Genomic DNA, 17,236 nt, shown 5'->3' on the forward strand with positions numbered 1-17,236 from the left:
CCGGCGCTCAACTCCAAGCCGTGAACTCCCTATCTTCGTTCTATGAAAGCCCGCATTTACAAGTCCACCGGTTCCTGGTATGTTGCAAAAGCCGAAGACGGCAGGATGTACAATGCGCGCATCAAAGGGATCTTTAAGATCGATGAGATCACTTCCACCAACCCGCTGGCGGTGGGCGATGAGGTGGAGATGGTGGTGGAAGACGTGCAGGAAAAATCCGCGATGATCGATGAGATCTACGACCGCAGGAATTACGTGGCGCGTGTTTCGCCGCACAATAAAAGACAGCACCACATCATCGCATCCAACCTCGACCAGAGTATTTTGTTTGCCACGCTTAAAGATCCCAAAACATCGCAGGGTTTTATGGACCGTTTCCTGGTTTCCTGCGAATCGTATCATATCCCCGCGATCATTGTGTTCAACAAAGCAGACATCTACCGCAAAAAAGAGATGGAACGCTTCGACCTGCTCAAGGGCATTTACGAATCCGTTGGATATAAAGTGGTGCTGGTAAGCGTGCTGGAAGGAACAGGCATCGGGGAGGTGAAGGAATTGCTTCACAACAAAACCACTTTGCTGAGCGGGCACAGCGGGGTTGGTAAATCCACTTTTATCAATGCCGTTTTTCCCGAACTTGACCTTCGCACGCAGGAAGTGAGCAGTTGGAGCGGTAAAGGGCTGCACACCACCACCTTCGCCGAAATGTTCGATCTCTCCGGCGGCGGGCAGATCATTGATACGCCCGGGGTTCGTGAGTTTGGGCTGGTAGACATCAGCAAACAGGAACTCTCCCATTTTTTTCCTGAAATGCGCGTGCTCATCAACGATTGCCAGTTCAACAACTGCATGCACATCAATGAACCCGGCTGCGCCGTGAAAGATGCGGTGAACGAAGGCTCTATTTCGATCGACCGGTACGCGAGTTATTTAACGATCCTGGATACCATCGAAGAAAATCTCTATTAAAATTGTAAATTAGGGCATACCTGGCCTGTTCACCAGTACACAAATACCAACAAATGCACAATCGCGCGGGGCTATTCATTCTCCTGTTCATGCTGATCAGTGGCTGCCGGGAGAAATATGTACCCAATGTAAACAACCCCGTTACGGGCTACCTCGTGGTAGATGGGTTCATCAACAGCGGGCCCGGGCCCACTACCATTGTTTTGTCGCGCACCACCAGGCTCAGCGCAGGCATCACCATTCAATACGAAACAAAGGCGAAAGTGAGTGTGGAAGGAAAACTGAACACAACAGCCGTGCTGCTGAATGAAGTAACGGGAAAGCCCGGTAACTATTCCGTTGCCCAACTAACGCTTAACCCGGCGGATCAATACCGTTTGCGCATCATCACACAGGCGGGGCGGGAATACCTTTCGGAATATTCAGCCGTACGCAGAACGCCTGCCATCGATAGTATTTCATGGAAGGAAGAAACAGACGGCGTTTATGTTTACGGCAACACGCACAATACACAGGAACCGGTGGGTTTTTACAGGTGGACCTACGATGAAACCTGGGAGATCCATTCTCAGTACCTCACGCGGTTCAAAGCGTACAACGATGCCAAAGGCGTGCCGCATCACATCGGCTACCGCGATTCTGCTACACGCGGATACGATTACAGTATGTATTTCTGCTGGAAAAACGATACAGCACGTTCGATTCTCGTAACCTCCACGGAGAAACTGACGGAGAACAGGGTTGCCTTTTTCCCGATGCGGTTCATCAGGCGCGACGCCGAAGAGATCGGTGTTCGCTACAGCATGAACGCAAAATTGTATTCGATCAGCAAAGACAACCTCAAGTTCCTCGAACAGCTCAAGAAAAACACCGAACTGCTGGGGTCTATCTTTGATCCACAGCCTTCAGACAACTATGGAAACATACGCTGCGTTACCGTTCCCGGTGAGATAGTGGTTGGGTTTATTGAGGTGTCTGAAGAAAAGGTCAAACGAATCTTCATCGACCGGCAGCAGTTGCAGGAATGGCGTTATCGACAAGGCTGCCCGGTAGAAGATACGATCGCAAACATACCACCGCTCAACCTCAGCGCAGGCGCGGAGCCAACAGAAGTATCCAAATGGAACTTTAATAATTCAAACCTGATCGACTGCGTTTACATTGCCCCGACGATTTGTGTGGATTGCAGGTTGCGTGGGTATAATAAACGCCCGGCGTTCTGGTAGCCCGGGTTGAAAGTTTTATGAACGGGTGAAGAAACCGGCTGACGGTCACGGCGCCTGACATAACAGGATTTTCGTATATTACCTGGGCTTACCCAAAACCATGCACAAACTGAGAGAAAGGGCAGTCTTTTTATTGATCGTCGTGTCTATATTGGCCGCTCAGGGTTGCAGGGAAAAATATGTTCCACCCGTTACCCAGCCTGCTACGGGTTACCTGGTGGTCGACGGATTCATCAACAGTGGCCCGGGCAATACAACCTTCACTTTATCGCGTACCACAAAACTCGGCAACGGCCTGGTGCAGTACGAAACAAAAGCAGTGGTTAGTGTAGAAGGCAAACTGAACACAACCGCCGTTGTACTTGCCGAAGTGGCCAGCACCCCGGGTGTGTACACCGCGGCCGTGAACATAAACCCCGCCGATCAATACCGTTTGCGCATCATTACCCAGGGTGGTAAAGAATACCTGTCTGATTATTCAGCCGTGCGCAGAACACCTGCCATCGACAGCATTTCATGGAAGCAGGAAACAGATGGTGTTTATATATACGGCAGCACACACAACACCACGGACTCAATTGGTTTTTATTATTGGAAATTTGATGATACCTGGGAGATACACTCGCAGTATTTTACAAGGCTGAAAGTTTTTTACGACCCGGTGGTGGGCCCGCACCACGTGGGTTACCGCGACTCTGCAACTTTTGCCGATGTGCTCTCTTTGTTTTTTTGCTGGAAAGATGCTTCTGCAAAAAAGATCCTGATCACATCAACCGAAAAGTTGAAGGAGAACAGGTCGGTTAATTTTCAACTGCGCCACATTCCCACGGGAGCCGAAGAGCTGGCGGTGCGTTACAGCATGAATGCAAAGCTGAGCTACATCAGCCGTGAACATTATAAATCGCTTGAATTGCTGAGAAAAAATACGGAGTTGCTCGGGTCCATATTCGATTCGCAGCCTTCTGAAAACCTCGGCAACGTAAGAAGCGTTGCCAGCCCTTCCGAAACAGTGATCGGTTTTGTAGAAGTAACGGAAGAGAAAGTACAGCGCATCTTCATTGATCAACAGCAGGTAACCAGCTGGCGCTACCGCAGTGGTTGCGCCCTGGAAACAAAGATCGCAAATACACCACCGCTCGAGATCAGCGCGGCGCATACGCCAACACAGGTAAGTAAGTTCAACAGGGTAAGTCCGAACCTGATCGACAGTGTGTTCGTTGCACCCACCGAATGCGTGGTGTGCACGGTGAGAGGGTATAATGTGAAGCCATCGTTCTGGTAGCAACTGAAAATATACCGGCTGCTGGTGCGTACAGGCATCGATTAATTCAGCCCTTTATCAGATTTATAGTTCCCCGCTTTCCGCGCGGCTTTGATGGATTTTTCGTCGCCGGCCAGTATTTTTTCCGCGCCCACGTTTCTGCCTACGGGGCAACCGCCGGGTTTTTCTTTCCGGGCAAGAAGATTGCGCATCATGTTACATGAGCAGAGCGCCATTGTGCACAGCAGCAGCATTGGAACAAGCCTTCTCATATTTACAGCGTTGGTTTCGGTTGGTAATGCTCACTCGGGCGCCTCATTGTGATCGCTGAACCAGGAAGCATATTTGATATAGTTGTTCGCTATCCTGTTTATCTCGCCATTGATCAGCTCGCGCGAAATGTCCTTTACTTTTTTTGCGGGAACGCCTGCATAGATGCTGCCGGCCTCAACAACCGTTCCTTCCAGCACCACGGCGCCTGCGGCGATGATGGAATTGCTGTGTACGATGCACCGGTCCATCACAATAGCGCCCATACCGATCAGCACATCATCTTCGATCGTACACCCATGCACCAGCGCATTGTGGCCAATGGAAACATTGTTGCCGATCTGCGTTGGGTTTTTCTGATAGGTGCAATGAATAACCGCGCCATCCTGCACATTCACCTTGTTGCCCATTTTGATGTAATGAACATCGCCCCTGATAACGGTATTGAACCAGACACTGCAGTCGTTGCCCATCACCACATCCCCAACAATGGTTGCATTGGGCGCAACAAAACAATTTTCGCCAAACTGCGGCGCTTTGCCAAGAACAGGGAGGATGGTTGCCATGAGAAGGGGTTGAGGATATGAAGGTAGGAGTAATAACAGATATAAGCAAGGGGATGGCAATTGGGTGATAAGTGTTGATCTGTATGTTTCCGCACTATTTTTTCGCGCTCATCATCCGTTACCTTTCCTTCACAAGACAGCTCCTGGTAAAATTCACCATTCACTATTCACGATTCACGATATTTGCCTCATGAACCACCGTCACCTCTTCCTGCAGCACATCGCCCAAACATCGGCCGCGCCTATCGGTATTGAAATGGTGCGCGCAGAGGGCATTCATTTGTGGGATGCTTCGGGTAAAAGGTATGTGGATCTTATTTCAGGATTCAGTGTATGTAACATCGGGCACTCACATCCTTCGGTGGTAAAGGCGGTGCAGGAGCAGGCCGCGGCGTACATGCACCTCATCGTGTACGGCGAATTTATCGAGGCGCCGCAAACTTCTTATGCCAAATTGCTGACGGATCATTTGCCGCCCTCACTCAACTGCGTGTATTTTACCAACAGCGGCGCCGAAGCAACAGAAGGCGCCATGAAACTGGCGAAACGTGTAACGAAACGTTCTAAAATAATTGCTTTCAACAAATCTTACCACGGGAGCACACAGGGCGCATTGAGTGTAATGGGAGACGAATACTGGCGCAACGCGTTCCGCCCATTGTTGCCTGGTGTGTATCATTACGATTACAACCAGGAAGAAGTGATCGATGCCATCGACTCACAAACCGCCTGCGTGATCCTTGAAACCGTGCAGGCAGAAAGCGGCGTTACCACGCCTTCCAAAGAATGGCTGCAACGCATCCGCGAAAAATGCGACCGGCACTGTGTGCTGCTTATATTCGACGAGATCCAGGCAGGTTTTGGAAGAACAGGTTCGCTATGGGCGTTTGAACAATACGGGGTTGTTCCAGATATCCTGCTGCTGGGTAAGGCTTTGGGCGGGGGCATGCCGCTCGGCGCCTTCATCGCGGAGCGGAATCTGATGAATACATTGACACACGACCCGGTGCTCGGCCACATCACCACTTTTGGCGGACACCCCGTTTCCTGCGCAGCGGGCAAGGCCGCGTTCGAAGTGTTGCTGCGCGAGAAATATACAAGCGAAGTAAAACGGAAAGAACAGATATTGGTAAACGAACTTGTTCATCCATCCATCGTTTCAAGAAAACATTGCGGGCTCTGGATGTCGCTGCAGTTCTCATCCGATGAAGCGAACAGGAACGTGGTTCACCGGTGTATTGAAAACGGGCTGATCACAGATTGGTTCCTGTTTGCGGCAGACCGTTTGCGCATCGCACCGCCACTGAGCATCAGCGAAGATGAATTGAAAGAAGTGTGCTCGGTGATCATCAAAAGCATAACGCATACCTGAACCATCCACGGCGGCTCATTTATTTGCACGGCGTGCGGCGGCAATATTGCGCATACAGCTTTTCATAGATCGGGATGATGTTCTTGATATCGAACCGCAGCGCCTGTTGATAGGCGGCCTCTTTCATCTTCTCTAATTTCTTCTCATCTTTCAGCAGGTCAATGGCAAACGCACTCATCGATGCAACATCGCCTACCTCGGTGAGATAGCCGGTTTCTCCGTGTTCATTGATTTCGGCCAGGCCGCCGGCATTGCTGCTGATCACCACGGCGCGTGCGGCCATGGCTTCAAGGGCTGCAAGACCAAAGCTTTCGTACTCGGAAGGAAGGAGGAACACATCGCTCACGGCGAGGATGTCTTCCATCTGCTCCTGCTTGCCGAGAAAGCGCACGTCTTCGTCAACACCCAGGTTTCTTGCGAGCTCTTCGGTGGCCGGTCTTTCGGGGCCATCGCCTACCATTAACAATTTGGCGGGCATTTCTTTACGCACGGCGGCGAATACCCTGATCACATCATCCACACGTTTTACTTTCCTGAAATTGGATGCGTGGATCAATATCTTTTCCCCGTTTGGCGCCACTACTTTGCGGAACGCGTCTATAGGTTTTTTGTTGAAACGGGTTACATCCACAAAATTATGGATCACCTGTATGTCTTTCCGGATCGCGAACGAACGGAAGGTCTCATCTTTCAGGTTCTGCGACACAGCAGTGATGGCATCGCTCTCGTTAATGGAAAAAGTAACAACGGGTTCGTAGGTTTTGTCTTTGCCCACCAGCGTAATATCTGTGCCATGCAATGTGGTGATCACCGGAACGCTCCTGCCCGTTTTCTGTTTAACGATCTGCTTTGCCATATACGCAGCCGATGCATGCGGGATGGCATAGTGCACGTGCAGGAGATCGAGGTCGTAATTCATGATCACATCCACCATTGTACTGGCGAGCGCCACTTCATAAGGCGGGTAATCAAACAGGGGATACGTGGGCACACGCACCTCGTGGTAAAAAATATTGGCGTTGAACACATTCAGTCGAACGGGTTGCTGGTAGGTGATGAAATGCACCTGGTGGTTCTCATCGGCGAGGGCTTTGCCAAGCTCTGTGGCAAGCACACCGCTTCCGCCGAAAGTTGGGTAACAAACAATTCCTATTCTCATAATTTGAATTTATCCACCGCAGCTGCCGCAAAGATGGAACATTAAAATAACTGCTGGTACACTTCGTCCACCCTGCTCAACGCCGTCACATTGATCTTGTACGCTTTGGGGTCGAAGCTTTTTTTGTTGTAACGGGATACGATGATTTTCTCGAAACCCAGTTTCTCTGCCTCGGCGATCCTTTGTTCTATCCTGTTCACGGCCCTGATCTCTCCATTCAATCCCACTTCACCCGCAAAACATACGTGGGCGGGCAGGGGCACATCTTCATACGACGAAAGCAGGGCGCAGATCACTGCAAGATCGATAGAAGGATCTTCTACTTTGATACCGCCTGCAATATTTATAAAAACATCTTTCATCCCAAACTGGAAGCCGCCGCGTTTTTCGAGCACGGCCAGCAGCAACTGCAGCCTGCGCAGGTCAAAACCGCTCACCGTTCTTTGCGGTGTTCCGTAAACGCTTTGGGTTACGAGCGCCTGCACTTCTATCAGCAACGGACGCATGCCCTCGAGCGTGGCTGCAATGGCGCTGCCGCTGAGCTGTTCTTCGCGTTGCGCGATCAGTATCTCCGAGGGATTGGAAACAATACGCATGCCATCACCCGTCATTTCATAAATGCCAAGCTCGGCCGTACTTCCGAACCGGTTCTTCAGGGTGCGGAGGATGCGGTAGGCATAGTGGCGGTCGCCCTCAAACTGCAGAACGGTATCAACCATGTGCTCGAGGATCTTGGGCCCGGCAATGGCGCCGTCTTTTGTGATGTGGCCGATGAGAAAAACCGGCGTATCCGTTTCCTTTGCAAACTTCTGGAACTCACCCGCACATTCCCTGATCTGCGAAACACTGCCCGCGGAAGAGTCGATGATGTTGGATTGAAGCGTTTGTATCGAATCAACGATCACCACCTGCGGTTTCAGTTTTTTTATTTCCTGGAAGATGGTTTGTGTGGATGTTTCTGTGAGGAGGTAGAAATTATCGTTCACGATCTTCAGCCTGTCGGCGCGCATCTTGATCTGCTGCTCACTCTCCTCGCCGCTGATATACAAAACGCGCAACTGGTCTATCAGCAAACCATTCTGCAAAAACAAAGTGCTCTTGCCGATACCCGGCTCACCCGCCACCAGGATGATGCTGCCCGGAACAATACCACCGCCGAGCACGCGGTTGAGTTCTGTATCTTTTGTGATGATGCGTTTTTCGGTGGTGCTGATCACGTCGCTCAATGCAACGGTTTTGGTGTTCCTTTTTTCAGCCGTATAGCCAACCCAGTTTTCTTCCTTGTTGTTGCCTTTGTCGAGGATCTCTTCGGTAAATGTGTTCCATTGCGAGCAACCCGGGCACTTGCCCAACCATTTCGCACTCTCATAACCACAGTTGCTGCAAAAAAAAGCCGTTTTGATCTTACTCATAACCAAAGATAAAGCGAGAAAAGAAAGTTGTGGTGAACCGGAAAGAAAACAAACAACCAAAGTTGCCGGTTTGTTCGGGAAAAGAATGGAAAGAAAAACAAAACCGCAGGTATACAAAATTTGCCCCGACCCAGGACTTTTTATTACGTAAAAGGGCCAACATTGCTGTTGACCCCGTTACTTACTAACCCATTAAATTCTTCCACTAAATTACAAAAACAGGGCAGATTTCAAAATTAATTTTTGGCCTGTGGCATAAATTTAACGGCTCGCAAAAAGGGGTTTTTGCCCTTGGTTTCATTGGGGTTGCCTACCCCTGCAAGCGGGTGAATTTGTTAATGATATGATTCTAAAAGGGTTAAAAAACCGAATAAAATCATATAAAGTTTAACCCGGGTCAAACCGCTGGTTGGAAAAGGCGTTGAGAAAGGGAAACAACCCTCGTTTTTATTAAATGTAAATATATTATATATGATCAGTGGTTGAAATACAACCGATCCATCCGGTCCTGTATCAAGGGCGGCCCGGCCACCGGGGGGCAATGTATGGCCAGTGAACGGTTTACAGCCCGATCAGCTAACTTTAATACAAATCAGTTCCCATGATCCGCACGACCGCAATTGTAGTAAGCAGTTTTTTTATGTTGGCCAAAGTCATGGCGCCGGAACTTTTGTTGGGCGTGAAAACCGAAAGCGTTGCGGTAAAAATACCTGTGGTTTATTCCGACAACGAAACGCCTTTTCTGAATGCCGACCTGAAATATGGAACCATCACCATGAAGAGCGGCCGCGTAATGAGCAATGTAAGGTTCAGGCTCAACCTGGTATCAAACGAAACGGAATGTGTATTTGCCAACGGTGTCAGTACCATGCTTTTGAAAGGAAACGTAAAAGAGATCGCTTACAAAGACACCACAGCTGCCGGAACGTTTTCTTACAGGGTCAGGTCTGGCTACCCGCCGTTCGATCAACAGACACGCGATCACTTCTACATCGTGCTTGCCGACGGCCGCTGCAGTTTTCTTAAATCTTTACAGAAGAAAGTAACGGAACGGGTAAACGACATGACCCGCTCCGTTTACTACGAATACGAAACCTTTGAAGAATATTACCTCTCTTCAAACGGAACGCTGAAGCATTGGAGAAAAGACAAGGACCTCGTACTTGCGGAGCTTGCAGACAAACAGGAGGCCGTTCATAAATTTATAACAGAGAACCAGGTAAACTTCAGGAATGCGGAGAGTGTGGCGGCGTTGATCGGCTTTTACAATACACTATAAAAAAGTACGGGGTACGAGTTACGAAGTTCAAACCGCAAACCGATCCGCACTTTGTAAACCGTACCCCGTATTTTATTTCGTTATCCGATTAAAACTTTATCTCTTCCTCATGTTCATTCATAAACCTGAATTCGATGAGGTGGTAATTTGTATTTGACAGCACTTTCAGGTTTGTTTTGAATTTGCGTTTCCATTTTTTGATGATGGAGGAGAACAGACCCTTGGTGAGATAAGAATATACGATCGGGTGAACAACCAGCGTCAGGTTTTTGTGGCCGTGTGTAACGAGATACGCGAGTCGTTTTTCCATCTCGTCTTCCAGCAACAAGGTAGAAGAGATCTTACCGGTGCCATTACAGGCCGGGCAGGCTTCCGAGGTATTGATGTTTACTTCCGGCCTCATGCGCTGGCGCGTAACCTGCAGCAATCCGAATTTGGAAATAGGTAACACAGAATGTTTCGCGCGGTCGGTTTTCATAAAGCCTTCCATCGCTTCCTGCACCTTGCGTTTGTTGTCGGGCAGCTTCATGTCAATGAAATCGATAACGATGATCCCGCCGATATCTCTCAACCTTAACTGGCGCGCAATTTCTTCAGCGGCTTCGAGGTTTGTTTCGAGTGCATTGTCTTCCTGGTTGTTGCTCACACTTTTGTAACCACTGTTCACATCGATCACATGCAAGGCTTCCGTGTGTTCGATGATGAGGTAGGCACCACTGGGAAGGTTTACCGTTTTGCCAAAAGAAGATTTCACCTGCTTCGTAACACCAAACTGGTCGAAGATGGGAAGGCCATTCTGGTAAAAACTTACGATGTCTGTTTTGTCGGGGGCGATGCGCTGTATGTAACTCTGCGTTACGCCAAACAGGTTCTTATCGTTAACCACCACTTTATTGAAGTCGGCACTCAGCAGGTCGCGCAGAATGCTGGTGGTTTTGTTTTCTTCACTCAAGATCCTTACCGGGGCCACGGCGCCTTTCAGGTTTGTTTTGATCGTTTTCCAGGTTTCTTCCAGTGCGAGGAGATCCTGGTGAAGCTCTGCCGTGCTTTTGCCTTCGGCAGCCGTTCTAACGATCACACCGAAGTTTTTGGGGCGTATGGCCTCAACGATCTTGTGCAATCTTTTTCTTTCTTCCGAAGAATGGATCTTTTTGGAAACCGCAACGATCTCGTTGAACGGGGTAAGTACAACAAAGCGGCCGGGCAGCGACAATTCGCAACTCAGCCTGGGGCCTTTGGCCGCGATGGGTTCTTTTAAGATCTGGACCAATACATGCGGTTTGCCATTGAGCACCTCATTGATCTTTCCTGTTTTTACGATCTCGGCTTCCGACTGGAATTTGCTGAAATCAAAACCGTTCGGCTCTTTGTCGTTCATCGCGATCTGCGTGAATTTCAGGATAGAGCGTACATACGGGCTAAGGTCGGTATAATGAAGGAAGGCATCTTTTTCGAACCCTACATCTACAAATGCGGCGTTCAAACCCGGTATCAGTTTTTTTACTTTACCGAGGTACAGGTCGCCAACCGCAAAGCTGGCATCTGTAGTTTCGTTATGCAGTTCAACAAGTTTTTTATCCTCCAGGAACGCGATCTCCACGCCTGTAGGGCCTGCATTAATGATTAATTCTTTGTTCACAAACTAGCAACTTTTAAATACAAAATCACAGCCGGTATACGGCAGGGCAATACACACTCACATAGTTTCTTTCGTCACCTGATCGGGAAGGAAAAGGGAAAAGTTGCAGCGTAGAAGGTAGTGACGAACTCCAGGAAAGTGTAAATGCACTCCACATTGCGTGGAGTGCGTTTTTATAAGGTCAACTCAAGAATTATTTATTCTTTTTCTTGTGACGGTTCTTTCTTAAACGTTTTTTACGTTTGTGGGTCGCAATTTTATGACGCTTTCTCTTCTTACCACAAGGCATACACTAAGTAATTTTGTTAGTTAATTAATAAATTTATTTTTTCAATTCGGTGATACGTTTGTCAATTTCTTTCTGCGCTTCCGGAACCACTACCAGTTTTCTTACCTGCTCATACCATTTAACGGCATTTGCATTGTCGCCTTTCTCCTCGTAGCATTCGGCCAGGTTGAACAGGGCTTCGAGGTTACCGGGATCTTTCTGAACGATGATCTTGAAACGCTCTATGGCTTTGTCGAACTGCCCGCTTTTCTTACCACCCAGCGCCAGGATCTTTTGTGCAAACAAGTTATCCGGGTGCTTCTCGGCGATCTCGCGTACAGGCAAAATTCCCTGCATCGGGTTCTCCGAAATGTTTCCGAACAGGTAACAGGCGCCAAGGCCAATCCTGCTCGAATCGTTTGCCGGGTTAAGGGCAAGGGCCTTCTCAAAAAGAACTTTTGCATTCGTTGCCAGCCAGTTTTGCAGGGCAGGATCACGCGCGTCCATCATCCTGTCTAAAAACTGATGGGCGGCAAAGGTGAGGCTTTTTTCAGAATTTTCCAACTTCGCGGCTTCGCCGGTGTAATAAGCATAGGGTTCGAAGAGGCGCACCGAGTCGTACCAGAAGCGGGCAAGCTGGTGGTAAAGGTGCAATTGCTGTTCTTTTACATCACCGCGCTTCACGGAATTTTCCAGTTTCAGCAGGCGCTCGTTTTGCTCAGGGCTGATCCTGGTTTTGGCCTGTTTCAACAGATCGTCAAAGCTAATCGATTGATGATCATCGTGTTGCGCCTGACCGGTTTCGGGCACGGCTTTTTTGGGGGGTATGGTATTTCCAAAGAAATACAGTAGAACAAAGACGGTTAAGGCAATGCTGACTAATACTAATTGCTGTTTTTTCACTCCGGATCGCTTTGCGCGAAGTTAGTCAGGCTTGCGTTTGCTTTTCACTTCGCTCACAAATTCTTTCGCGGGTTTGAAGGCAGGGATGAAATGTTCCGGAATTTCCACCGCAATGTTCTTCTTGATGTTGCGGCCGATCTTGGCGGCTCTTTTCTTGGTAATAAAGCTTCCGAAACCGCGGATGTAGATATTCTGGCCGTTCGAAAGACTTTCCTTTACTTCCTTAAACATGGTTTCCAAAGTAACCAGGACATCCACTTTCGGGATACCGGTTTTATCGGAGATCTGGTTAATGAGATCTGATTTTCTCATAATAATAATTGGTTTTAATAAACAACGGGATATTAAAATAAACCAAAACAATTGAATAATACAAGAAAGATGGATTAAATATTATAGGCGTTACTAATTGATAGATAAATGATTCAACACCGATGCATTTTTAACGCCCCTGAAAATATTTCCGGTTACCTACCCGGAAACCCCAATTAAAAACCCTGAAAAGGCCTTATTTATTGCATATTTGCCCCCGCTTATGGAAAAAAAGTTCACCGATATACTGATGGAATGGCACAAACAGCACAATTCACGAGAGATGCCATGGAAGGGAGAGAAGGACCCCTACAAAATATGGCTCAGCGAAGTGATCCTGCAGCAAACCCGGGTAGCGCAGGGTTGGAAATACTATACCAATTTCATCACCCGGTACCCCACCATCCGGCACCTGGCCAAGGCGCCCGACCAGGAAGTTTTTAAATTATGGGAAGGACTGGGTTATTATAACAGGTGCAAAAACCTGTTGTTTACCGCAAGACAAATAGACCGGGAACGAAACGGTATTTTTCCCGACCGGTACGAAGACATACTTGCGTTGAAAGGAGTTGGCCCGTACACCGCCGCTGCCATTGCTTCGTTCGCGTATGATCTGCCCTATGCCGTTGTGGATGGAAATGTGTTCCGCGTACTTGCCCGTTATTTTGGCATCAGCGAGCCGATCGACTCAACCAGCGGGAAACAGCTTTTTACAGGTCTCGCCCAGAAAGTGCTCTCCAAAAACGAAGCGGGCCTTTACAACCAGGCCATCATGGATTTTGGCGCCACGGTTTGTAAGCCGGTTGCACCTGCCTGCAGCAGCTGCCCGCTGCAGCCCTACTGCACCGCTTTCAAAGAGGGCCGCGTGAACCAGCTTCCCGTAAAAGAAAAAACATTGCTCCGCAAACACCGATGGTTCTATTATTTCCTGTTTGAACACCAGGGAAAAATACTTGTGAATTTCCGCAGCGGGAAAGACATCTGGCAAAACCTGAACGAGTTTTACCTGCTCGAAACAGAAGAACAGGTAAAATGGGATGAAGCCACGGTAAAGGCATGGCTCAAAGAGCAGATCGGCATCGGCAAGGCCACGGTGAACCATATTTCGCCGGTGGCCAGGCAGCAGTTGACGCACCAGCAGATCAGGGGCCAGTTTATCCGCGTGGGGCTGCCCTCTGTTCCTTCCTTTCTGAAAAATTACCAATGGCAGCCGGTTGAAAAACTGAGGAAGCTGCCCTTCCCCAGGTTTATTACCAGTTACCTCGAAACACCAGCGTTCCAGGAAACCTTGTTTTAATGGGTATTTTTTGGAACACATCAGTAAAAACAGCTCCCTTCCAGCAGAAACGCCAGGGTCGGCACTTCTTTTGTTCCCTAAAAAAAGGTATTTTTAAGGTGATTGAACCTGCGACGAACTTAAAACCTATCGTATGAGAGGAGTTAACAGAGTAATGCTGATCGGTAATCTCGGTAAAGATCCTGATGTACAGCACCTGGAAGGAAATATCGCGGTAGCAAAATTTCCCCTGGCCACTACTGAAACATACAAGGACCGCTCCGGCAAACTGATCTCGCAAACCGAATGGCACACCGTGGTACTGTGGCGGGGACTTGCCGAACTGGCACAGAAATACCTGCACAAAGGAAGTTTGATCTACGTAGAGGGCCGTCTCCGGACACGCAGCTGGGAGGACAAGGACGGCAATAAAAAATTTGCGACAGAAGTTGTGGGTGATAACCTGATCATGCTCGATAAACGCGGCGATGGGCATGGCGCCGGCGGGCCGGGCGACTCACTGGAAGGATATCCCGGCGACGACGTTCCGCCGCTGACCGACCCGGGGGAAACATTACCCTTCTGATGACCCTTTAAAACAATACTTTTGTACAAACAGGAAGCCGGCCGCAAACCACTTCCTGATCTTTCATTAAAAACACGCGCTTTGGATCACCACCCGGCTTCAGCATTTCTTCTTCATCCAACATTGTTATCGGCCATGCAGGCGCAGGGCACAACCGTACTTGTGATGGTGTTGTTTTTGCTGCTGTTCCTCTCTTTTGTTTTATCCGGATCGGAGGTCGCTTTTTTTTCGCTCACTTACAAAGACATCAACAACCTCAAATCAAAACAGCAACCGTCTTACAAAAGAATTGTTGACCTGCTGGAAGAACCGAAAGTTTTGCTGGCTTCGCTACTCATTGCAAACAGTTTTATCAATATATCCATCATCATCATTTCAAACCTGCTGATCGATGATATGTTCGATTTTGAAAGGTTCAATGCGGTATGGGTGGAATTCGTCATCAAAGTGGTTGCGGTTTCCTTTATACTCGTACTGTTTGGGGAAGTGATGCCGAAAGTGCTGGCCACGCAGAACAATGTTCGCTTTGCAAAAGATTTCGGCGGCATTGTGCAGGGTGTTTCTTTGCTGTTTGCAGGATTGAGCAAGCGGCTCGTAAGGTCATCAGACATCATCGAAAGAAAACTGGCCAGCCGCACCAATGGCTCTTCTTACAGTCTCGAAGAGCTTGATCATGCCATCGATCTTACCACGCACAACTCCGCTTCAGAAAACGAGAAGAACATTTTGAAAGGGATCGTGAAGTTTGGAAACATCACCGTTAAACAGATCATGAAAACCCGCGTGGATGTGAACGGGGTAAGCGAGGATATTTCTTTCGGCGAACTCATCGCTACCGTGCGCGAGCTTAACTACAGCAGGTTGCCTGTGTACAAAGAGGACCTTGACAATGTTGTTGGTATGATCCATACCAAGGACCTGGTGCCTTACCTGCACGAAAACGACGATTTCAACTGGCACCCGCTCATGCGGCAACCTTATTTTGTGCACGAACAGAAATTCATTGAAGACCTGTTGCAGGAGTTCCAGTCGAAACGCATACATTTTGCCATGGTGGTTGATGAATTCGGCGGAACAAGCGGCATTGTTACGCTCGAAGACATCCTGGAAGAAGTGATCGGTGAAATAAAAGACGAGTTTGACGAAGAAGAGGCCAATTTTAAAAAGCTCGACGAGTTCAATTATATTTTTGAAGGAAGAACGATGATCAACGATGTATGCAAGGCGATGGAGCTGAATTCCGATATCTTTGACCAGGTGAAAGGAGAAAGCGATTCGCTTGCCGGGCTCGTGCTCGAGCTGGCCGGCGAAATACCGCAGCCGATGCAGGTGCTGCGCGCAGGCGATTTCGAATTCACCGTGCTGGAAATAGAAAAGAACAGGATACAGAAAGTGAAAGTGACGATCAGCCCGCAGAACGCTGGCTGAGCAAAGGGTTTACACATCGCTGTAAGATTTTGACGCAAAACATTTTTCTTGAAAAAGCCATTCAATACAATCACGCTGTTTACAACGATCGTTGCGCTTTGGGCGGCAGCCGCATCCTGCAACAGCAATTACACGGCGAAGCCTGTTGGGTATTACAAGATCAACTTCCCTGAAAAAAAGTATGTGTTGTTCGATCAGCCGGGGTATCCTTACTCGTTTGAATATCCTGTTTACGGCAGGATCGTAAAAGACACCACTTTTTTTGACGAGGCAACCGAAAACCCATGGTGGATCAATGTAGATTTTCCGCAGTTTGCGGGAAGGATCTATGTGAGTTATAAAGAGATCGGCAAGTACAATTTTGATACGTTGATCCAGCAGACATTCATGCTCACCGGCAAACACACTTCGCGCGCCAACTCCATAGAAGACACATTGATCGCCACGAAGAACAACATCCACGGCGTATTCTTTACGGTAGGCGGGGATGTTGCCACCAACAACCAGTTCTTTTTAACAGACAGCGTAAAGCATTTCCTGCGCGGCGCGTTGTATTTTGATACCACACCCAATGCAGATTCGCTCGGCATCGTAAATTCGTTCCTGCTGGAGGATATGAAGCATTTGGTGAATACTTTTAAATGGAAGAAATAGAGGGAAGGAAACAGCGCATTGCAGGATCAACAACGATAAGAAACAGAATCAATGATAGCGATCGACAATAAACTCATCAGCGACGAAGTACTGGAAGAACAGTTCGTTTGCGATCTCAATAAATGCAAAGGCGGTTGTTGCGAAGACGGCGACGCCGGCGCCCCGATGGAGAAATGGGAACTGGAGAAATTAAAGGCGCATTACGAAGTGGTAAAACCTTACATGACGGCCGAAGGCATCAGGGAAGTAGAGCGCCAGGGAAAATACATTTACGATAAGGATTTTGGATGGGTAACGCCAACCATCAATGGTGCCATCTGCGTGTATGGTTTCAGGGACCAGAAGGGCATCATCAAATGTGCGATCGAACAGGCTTATAACGACGGGAAACTGGACTGGAAAAAGCCCATCAGTTGCCACCTGTTTCCCATCAAGATACAAAAAAGCAAACGCGATCCCGATATCGAATACGTGAACTATGAACCACGCGAAGACCTTTGTGCAGCGGCCTGCAGCCTGGGCAAGAAGTTAAAAGTTCCCGTCTATATTTTCCTGAAAGATTCCATCATCAGGAAATATGGCGAGGAGTTTTACGAAGCATTGGAGGCGGCCGCGAAGCATTTGAAGGATCGTTGACCGGGCACGCCTACACTGCA

17 protein-coding genes are annotated in these 17,236 nt (G+C 48.5%); 10 read left to right on the forward strand and 7 right to left on the reverse strand.

Features of this window, described 5'->3' with window-relative positions; translation table 11 throughout:
• Positions 1–42 precede the first annotated feature (42 nt).
• The 3 genes from rsgA to GWC95_RS02320 all read left to right on the forward strand — a co-directional run bounded on the left by rsgA (position 43) and on the right by GWC95_RS02320 (position 3,477).
• On the forward strand, positions 43–969 hold the full coding sequence (rsgA, locus tag GWC95_RS02310) for a ribosome small subunit-dependent GTPase A (RefSeq protein ID WP_161817051.1): 927 nt from the start codon (positions 43–45) through the stop codon (positions 967–969).
• A gap of 53 nt (positions 970–1,022) precedes the next feature.
• On the forward strand, positions 1,023–2,195 hold the full coding sequence (locus GWC95_RS02315; protein WP_161817052.1) for a DUF4249 domain-containing protein: 1,173 nt from the start codon (positions 1,023–1,025) through the stop codon (positions 2,193–2,195).
• Positions 2,196–2,295: 100 nt separating this feature from the next.
• Positions 2,296–3,477: a DUF4249 domain-containing protein gene (locus tag GWC95_RS02320; RefSeq protein ID WP_161817053.1), complete on the forward strand. Its 1,182-nt coding sequence runs from the start codon at positions 2,296–2,298 to the stop codon at positions 3,475–3,477.
• Between the two features lie 41 nt (positions 3,478–3,518).
• Here GWC95_RS02320 and GWC95_RS02325 read toward each other — a convergent pair whose 3' ends face one another.
• Together GWC95_RS02325 and GWC95_RS02330 are read right to left on the reverse strand one after the other, a co-directional pair.
• Positions 3,519–3,728: a hypothetical protein gene (locus tag GWC95_RS02325; RefSeq protein ID WP_161817054.1), complete on the reverse strand. Its 210-nt coding sequence runs from the start codon at positions 3,726–3,728 to the stop codon at positions 3,519–3,521.
• Positions 3,729–3,758: 30 nt separating this feature from the next.
• Positions 3,759–4,292: a gamma carbonic anhydrase family protein gene (locus GWC95_RS02330; protein WP_161817055.1), complete on the reverse strand. Its 534-nt coding sequence runs from the start codon at positions 4,290–4,292 to the stop codon at positions 3,759–3,761.
• 190 nt (positions 4,293–4,482) lie between these two features.
• Between GWC95_RS02330 and GWC95_RS02335 the strand changes: the two genes are divergently transcribed.
• Positions 4,483–5,664 carry an aspartate aminotransferase family protein gene (locus tag GWC95_RS02335; protein WP_161817056.1) on the forward strand — a complete coding sequence of 394 codons (1,182 nt, stop codon included), beginning with the start codon at positions 4,483–4,485 and terminating at the stop codon, positions 5,662–5,664.
• Positions 5,665–5,683: 19 nt separating this feature from the next.
• Here GWC95_RS02335 and bshA read toward each other — a convergent pair whose 3' ends face one another.
• Together bshA and radA are read right to left on the reverse strand one after the other, a co-directional pair.
• A complete protein-coding gene (gene bshA / locus GWC95_RS02340; RefSeq protein ID WP_161817057.1) occupies positions 5,684–6,823 on the reverse strand; it encodes an N-acetyl-alpha-D-glucosaminyl L-malate synthase BshA in 1,140 nt (379 codons plus the stop codon).
• Between the two features lie 41 nt (positions 6,824–6,864).
• Positions 6,865–8,235 carry a DNA repair protein RadA gene (gene radA, locus GWC95_RS02345; RefSeq protein ID WP_161817058.1) on the reverse strand — a complete coding sequence of 457 codons (1,371 nt, stop codon included), beginning with the start codon at positions 8,233–8,235 and terminating at the stop codon, positions 6,865–6,867.
• 601 nt (positions 8,236–8,836) lie between these two features.
• On the opposite strand from radA, the gene GWC95_RS02350 reads away from it, so the two are divergent.
• On the forward strand, positions 8,837–9,514 hold the full coding sequence (locus GWC95_RS02350; protein ID WP_161817059.1) for a hypothetical protein: 678 nt from the start codon (positions 8,837–8,839) through the stop codon (positions 9,512–9,514).
• 88 nt (positions 9,515–9,602) lie between these two features.
• Here the strand turns inward: GWC95_RS02350 and GWC95_RS02355 are convergent, their stop codons facing one another.
• The 3 genes from GWC95_RS02355 to GWC95_RS02365 form a co-directional block, all read right to left on the reverse strand.
• Positions 9,603–11,153 carry an Rne/Rng family ribonuclease gene (locus GWC95_RS02355; RefSeq protein ID WP_161817060.1) on the reverse strand — a complete coding sequence of 517 codons (1,551 nt, stop codon included), beginning with the start codon at positions 11,151–11,153 and terminating at the stop codon, positions 9,603–9,605.
• 322 nt (positions 11,154–11,475) lie between these two features.
• On the reverse strand, positions 11,476–12,231 hold the full coding sequence (locus tag GWC95_RS02360; protein WP_317164068.1) for a tetratricopeptide repeat protein: 756 nt from the start codon (positions 12,229–12,231) through the stop codon (positions 11,476–11,478).
• A 114-nt stretch (positions 12,232–12,345) separates the two neighbouring features.
• Entirely contained in the window at positions 12,346–12,636 is a 291-nt protein-coding gene (locus GWC95_RS02365) for an HU family DNA-binding protein (RefSeq protein WP_161817062.1), read from the reverse strand.
• 223 nt (positions 12,637–12,859) lie between these two features.
• On the opposite strand from GWC95_RS02365, the gene mutY reads away from it, so the two are divergent.
• The 5 genes from mutY to GWC95_RS02390 all read left to right on the forward strand — a co-directional run bounded on the left by mutY (position 12,860) and on the right by GWC95_RS02390 (position 17,216).
• Positions 12,860–13,933: an A/G-specific adenine glycosylase gene (gene mutY, locus GWC95_RS02370; protein WP_161817063.1), complete on the forward strand. Its 1,074-nt coding sequence runs from the start codon at positions 12,860–12,862 to the stop codon at positions 13,931–13,933.
• A gap of 133 nt (positions 13,934–14,066) precedes the next feature.
• Complete coding sequence (locus tag GWC95_RS02375) at positions 14,067–14,498, forward strand: single-stranded DNA-binding protein (RefSeq protein WP_161817064.1); 432 nt, start codon at positions 14,067–14,069, stop codon at positions 14,496–14,498.
• 21 nt (positions 14,499–14,519) lie between these two features.
• Positions 14,520–15,926 (forward strand): gliding motility-associated protein GldE, encoded by a 1,407-nt coding sequence (gldE, locus tag GWC95_RS02380; RefSeq protein ID WP_237722037.1) that lies wholly within the window; start codon positions 14,520–14,522, stop codon positions 15,924–15,926.
• Positions 15,927–15,974: 48 nt separating this feature from the next.
• Positions 15,975–16,580 (forward strand): gliding motility lipoprotein GldD, encoded by a 606-nt coding sequence (gene gldD / locus GWC95_RS02385; RefSeq protein ID WP_237722038.1) that lies wholly within the window; start codon positions 15,975–15,977, stop codon positions 16,578–16,580.
• A gap of 51 nt (positions 16,581–16,631) precedes the next feature.
• Entirely contained in the window at positions 16,632–17,216 is a 585-nt protein-coding gene (locus GWC95_RS02390; protein WP_161817065.1) for a DUF3109 family protein, read from the forward strand.
• Positions 17,217–17,236 lie beyond the last annotated feature (20 nt).

Origin of the sequence: Sediminibacterium roseum (genome assembly GCF_009939005.1) — a bacterium.
In the GTDB taxonomy this organism is placed as follows: Bacteria; Bacteroidota; Bacteroidia; order Chitinophagales; family Chitinophagaceae; genus Sediminibacterium; species Sediminibacterium roseum.